This window comes from Hydrogenovibrio sp. (genome assembly GCF_049975065.1).
GTDB lineage: Bacteria > Pseudomonadota > Gammaproteobacteria > Thiomicrospirales > Thiomicrospiraceae > Hydrogenovibrio.
Genome location: NZ_JBNGDN010000121.1, coordinates 1 through 4,468, shown reverse-complemented (window position 1 = coordinate 4,468; position 4,468 = coordinate 1). Strand labels below are relative to the sequence as shown.

Below are 4,468 nucleotides of genomic sequence, written 5' to 3'. Positions count from 1 at the left end.
TCGACCAACGCGCTTGGATGGAAGAACGAAAAGCCGCGGAAAAAGCCTTGAAAGCGGGTCACAAAGCGGATAACACCGAAACCAAAGAGTGAAGCCCAAATGTCCGTATGACCTTTTGACCGTATGATTTCTAATTTTTCAGGCCTCAGCACCGACTAAGTTGTTGCATGGTGTCAGAGGAAATGAAATCATCGAGGCTGCAACAAATCGCCCAGGCCTGGGCGATTTGTGTTTTACTGATGCCAACGATACGCTGAGTGCCATCATCAAGAGCCGCACGTTGTTACTAAAGCGTTGGCTGTAATCCATGCAAAACAATTAAAAGGGGACATTTATGCCTGGGATTTTAATCGCTTTCACGCTGTTATTGGTGGCCACTCTCACCGCTTGGTACCACCGCAAGGCGGGTATTGCGCTGTTTGTGGTCTTCTTGGCGGTGGCATTCGCCGTATTCTTACATCACGCCACCGATTCGCTCGGTCTGCATTTATAACAGGAGCTTGAGGGTTATGTCATCATCGTCTTCTCAGATGTCTTTAACGGCTGGACTAGAGTGGTTTTTCAGGTGGAAAAGCGGGGTTGAAATCATTGGCATTTGCCTGATTATTGCCGCCGCTTTTTATTATCAACTGGTGCTGAATGAATTGCCTTGCCCGCTGTGTCTGTTACAACGCATGGGGCTGTTGGCCATTGCCTTTGGCTTTTTGCTGAATTTGCGTTACGGTGCCCACCCTGGGCATTATGCGCTGTCGTTGCTGGCTGCGGTCTTGACCGGCATGATTGCGCTGCGTCAGGTCAGTTTGCACATTAATGATTCAGAGGGTTTTGGCTCCGCCGTGTTGGGGATGCACATGTACACCTGGGTGTTTGTGGTGGCGGTGATTGCCATTGTCTACATCGCGATTGTCATGAGTTACGCTGAACAATACCGCTCAACCGTAAATGACAGCGCGGTTTCGGTTTCAAGCGCCTTTAAGCGCTTCAGCACCTTGGCGTTTTTGCTGCTTGCGCTGATGCTGCTGGCCGATGTGGTGACGATTCTGCTGGAATGCGGGTTGCAGGAATGCCCGGATGACCCCAAAAACTACAAATGGCTTTCGTCCTAAAGTCTTAGCCCGAATGCTTACCTTCGGTTCTTCGATTCATGAATTTGTGCTGAGATAGCGCAGAGCATTGGTTTCTCGGCGGCAGAGCCGAGAAAAAATATTTTTTGTGGAATCAAGGAACAAGCAAGCTCGCTGCAAATCTGTGAAATATTCGGGTTGGTCGTCTCAAAGGTTTTCAACCGATGCGTCGAGTGGCGATTAGGCGGAAACCAAGCGGCAAGCGAAAGGGTGTCTAATTTATGAATTTTTCGGATTAGAATTGAACGAAATAGGGGTAACTATGGAAACCATTATTCAAGCACTGACACACACCCCTTGGTGGGTCTATCTTCTATTTGTCTTTATCTTTTACAAAGGCGTCCGCTCACTCAAAACAAGGGTGGTGCCGTTGAAAAAGCTCATTATCGTGCCGCTGGTGGTGTCAGCGATTTCATTGGATACGCTGTTTACGCAAATCCAACTGAACGGGTTGAATATTGTCCTACTGTCGTCCAGCGCGGTTGTGGGTTTGCTGGGCGGTTATTTCATGACCGTTCGCACGCCCATCGAAGTGGATAAAGAACACCTTGTTTACAAAATGCCCGGCGGCGTCAGCACCTTGCTGTTGATTATTGGCGTGTTTGCCACCAAATATTACATCGGCTATGAAGAAGCCGTTGATCCCACCTTGATGCAGCAAGGCGGCTTTGAAACCTTTGTGATTATCGCCAGCATGCTGTTGGCAGGCTTGTTTATCGGCAAGCTGCTGGGCTATGCTTATCACTATCGCAAAACAGAAGGGCACGGCACGCCCTTGGTTTAACCAGGCCTGGCTAATATTGAACGGAGACGATTGATGATCCAAACCCACGAAGACCCACACCAGTTGGTGTCCTCGGAAATTGAACGCTATTTAGCCGAGCACCCGGAGGCGTCCATCACCTTTGATGTGGCTGAAAACAATTCCTGCAGTATGAAGAACGCCGAAAACAACCATAAATTCGTGTTTATGTTTGCCCGCTTCGGCGATGAATATAAAGTCGGTTTTGCTTTATACGAAGGCTACGACCCCAATCCCTGCTGGATAGACGACATTTCGAATGACGGATTTGATCAAAATTTCATGCAAACGCTCATCACGGAACACCTAATGTAGCGCCTAAACCCGCCGAACACCGACATTAAACCCAACTGAGTCACGACATCTTGGACACCCTGTGTTGCAGGGTTTTGCATAGGATGTTGGCTCAATTTTCCACGCCATTAATTGCATATCCGAATGCAAAAACACACTTTTGCTGGACCCTATCTGTAACACTTAATGTTTGCATCAAAACCACCAGGCCTGGGGGGAATTGGCTGAGTGTCCGCCGATAGCCATACCAAGATCAGGCGGACAGCCCCCATTTTTTAGGGGGCCACCTTTTATCGCCCAAGGTTTGCATTGAAGATTTTCAAAGGACTCAGCACAAGCATGACATCGGCACGAATAATCGCGGTGGCTAACCAGAAGGGCGGCACCAAAACCACGTTAAGCATGAATCTGGCTGCAGGCCTGGTCAATCACGGTCGAGTGTTGCTGATTGATGCCGACCCGCAAGGTTCGGCCACTCAGTGGTGCCGGCTGTCGGACGAAGACAAACCCTTTCCGGTTTCCGTCATCGCCGTAGCCGGCCATTTGGTCAACGAAGTGGAACGCTTTGCAAACGATTACGATTTTATTGTCATTGATTGCCCGCCCACGCTGGAAACCGGTGTCATGCAGGCCGCACTGAAGGTGTCACAAACGTTGCTGATTCCTGTGTTGCCGTCGCCGGTGGATTTATGGGCCAGCCTTCGCATTGCCGACGCCATCGAACAAGCCAAGATGCGCAATCGATTATTACAGCCGTATCTCGTCATCAACCAGTTGGAACCTCGCAGTGCCTTGTCCACCGCCATGAAAGAAGCCTTGCGAGAGTTCGATATTCCCGCCCTGAAAAGCGGCCTGCGTCGTCGCGCCGTTTATCGCAACGCGGCGATCGATGGACTCAGTGTCTATTGCATGGGCAAGCGTGGCGAAATGGCCGCCAACGAAATCGACGACATTATTCAGGAGGTTTTATGACCACAAAAACCAATACCACCGCGTCCAAGTTAACCGACAGTCTGCGCCGTGCCAAAACCACGCAGGAAAAACCCGCCAGCCAAACCACCGCAACGCCATCGCGTCAGAAACCACCCGCCAAGCCGGCCGCCAAAAAACAAGCTTCAAAAGAGGAATCAACAGAACAGGTTAAGCCCATGATTTCAAAACGTGTCTGGCCGGATTGAACTCGGAAAAACCGATATGGATAGTTTCACCAGGCCTGGTAATTTGCGATAAAAAGAACGGTATCTAATTTTGGATAAAAAGGGGACGCTACCCTTTAATTTTTGAATAACATTTCGCTTCCAGCAAGACACTCCAAGAATGCTGCACGCACAACAGCAGAACGGCCAGGCCTGGTCGTTTTGTTAATATTCCGAAAATGGGACAACTTAACCCCACTTAACCCCGCTTGTTTCTTGAAAAGGGTCGCGTCTGCTTTTTCTTCCTTTTCTTGTATGGAAATTCAGGTGTATTACGAATTGTGATACAATCTTATAGGTCTTTTCATCATGCTTTGGAGGATCCCATGAGTGCTTTAACCTTAAGATTACAAGACAGTCTGGATCAACAAATTAGAACGCTGGCTGCGCAACAACAAATATCCTTATCAGACTTTGCCAGAAATGCCCTTGAAAGTTATGCCAAGCAAGTACAGCAAGAGTTGCAGTTGAAAGATATGATTAAAGCGGCCGAAGCCATGCATCAAAACCCAATGATTGGGCCAGAAGTGGCCTCACTCACCCAAGAATTTGACTTTGATAACGCTGAACTCAGCGGATTAGACCCTGCCAATGCAGACGATCAACAAGGTTGGTGGCGATGAACTTAAAACGCGGCGACGTCGTGGTGGCCAAGCTCAACCCAAGCCAAGGCCAGGAAATCGGCAAATTGCGCCCAGTAGTGGTGCTCACACAAACACGCTTGATAGAAGCCGGGTTGCCCGTTTTGTTTATAGTGCCTTTAAGCACCCAATATCGCAGCGAGTTAAGTGCTTTACGAGTAGACATAGCCCCGCGAGATAATCTACTAAAAACCTCTTATGTCGTGCTAGAACAAGCTCGTGCGATCGATGCTGGCCGAATTGACGCACAAGTGCTCACTCGCTTAAGCCAACATGAATTACAGCAAATAGAATCCAAACTCTGCCTCATGCTAGGGGTCAGTCCGTAGAAAACACCCAAAAAGCATAATAACTGGGGTCGAGGAAATGGACTGAAAAAAGGGGACGCTACCCTTTAATTCTGGGTAAGAC

8 protein-coding genes are annotated in these 4,468 nt (G+C 48.9%); all 8 read left to right on the top strand.

The features are described from left to right. Window positions 1–334 precede the first annotated feature (334 nt). Window positions 335–493 carry a DUF5993 family protein gene (locus ACP5D0_RS10105; protein ID WP_472365668.1) on the top strand — a complete coding sequence of 53 codons (159 nt, stop codon included), beginning with the start codon at window positions 335–337 and terminating at the stop codon, window positions 491–493. A 37-nt stretch (window positions 494–530) separates the two neighbouring features. After that, window positions 531–1,106, top strand: coding sequence for a disulfide bond formation protein B (locus tag ACP5D0_RS10100; RefSeq protein ID WP_472365669.1), 576 nt, complete (start codon window positions 531–533; stop codon window positions 1,104–1,106). A 280-nt stretch (window positions 1,107–1,386) separates the two neighbouring features. Next, window positions 1,387–1,908 (top strand): DUF6622 family protein, encoded by a 522-nt coding sequence (locus tag ACP5D0_RS10095; protein WP_472365667.1) that lies wholly within the window; start codon window positions 1,387–1,389, stop codon window positions 1,906–1,908. A 33-nt stretch (window positions 1,909–1,941) separates the two neighbouring features. Next, window positions 1,942–2,241 carry a hypothetical protein gene (locus tag ACP5D0_RS10090; protein WP_472365665.1) on the top strand — a complete coding sequence of 100 codons (300 nt, stop codon included), beginning with the start codon at window positions 1,942–1,944 and terminating at the stop codon, window positions 2,239–2,241. Between the two features lie 318 nt (window positions 2,242–2,559). Continuing rightward, entirely contained in the window at window positions 2,560–3,192 is a 633-nt protein-coding gene (gene parA / locus ACP5D0_RS10085; RefSeq protein ID WP_472365663.1) for a ParA family partition ATPase, read from the top strand. Beyond that, window positions 3,189–3,398, top strand: a complete 210-nt coding sequence (locus tag ACP5D0_RS10080; RefSeq protein ID WP_472365662.1) for a hypothetical protein — start codon at window positions 3,189–3,191, stop codon at window positions 3,396–3,398. Before parA ends, ACP5D0_RS10080 begins: the two co-directional genes overlap by 4 nt. A 344-nt stretch (window positions 3,399–3,742) precedes the next feature. After that, window positions 3,743–4,039, top strand: coding sequence for a hypothetical protein (locus ACP5D0_RS10075; RefSeq protein ID WP_472365660.1), 297 nt, complete (start codon window positions 3,743–3,745; stop codon window positions 4,037–4,039). Continuing rightward, window positions 4,036–4,386: a type II toxin-antitoxin system PemK/MazF family toxin gene (locus tag ACP5D0_RS10070; protein WP_472365658.1), complete on the top strand. Its 351-nt coding sequence runs from the start codon at window positions 4,036–4,038 to the stop codon at window positions 4,384–4,386. Before ACP5D0_RS10075 ends, ACP5D0_RS10070 begins: the two co-directional genes overlap by 4 nt. Window positions 4,387–4,468 lie beyond the last annotated feature (82 nt).

Excerpts from the sequence above, each read along its gene's own strand:
- ACP5D0_RS10105 (WP_472365668.1), top strand. The coding sequence starts at position 335 with ATGCCTGGGATTTTAATCGCTTTCACGCTGTTATTGGTGGCCACTCTC.
- ACP5D0_RS10100 (WP_472365669.1), top strand. The coding sequence starts at position 531 with ATGTCTTTAACGGCTGGACTAGAGTGGTTTTTCAGGTGGAAAAGCGGG.
- ACP5D0_RS10095 (WP_472365667.1), top strand. The coding sequence starts at position 1,387 with ATGGAAACCATTATTCAAGCACTGACACACACCCCTTGGTGGGTCTAT.
- ACP5D0_RS10090 (WP_472365665.1), top strand. The coding sequence starts at position 1,942 with ATGATCCAAACCCACGAAGACCCACACCAGTTGGTGTCCTCGGAAATT.
- parA (WP_472365663.1), top strand. The coding sequence starts at position 2,560 with ATGACATCGGCACGAATAATCGCGGTGGCTAACCAGAAGGGCGGCACC.
- ACP5D0_RS10080 (WP_472365662.1), top strand. The coding sequence starts at position 3,189 with ATGACCACAAAAACCAATACCACCGCGTCCAAGTTAACCGACAGTCTG.
- ACP5D0_RS10075 (WP_472365660.1), top strand. The coding sequence starts at position 3,743 with ATGAGTGCTTTAACCTTAAGATTACAAGACAGTCTGGATCAACAAATT.
- ACP5D0_RS10070 (WP_472365658.1), top strand. The coding sequence starts at position 4,036 with ATGAACTTAAAACGCGGCGACGTCGTGGTGGCCAAGCTCAACCCAAGC.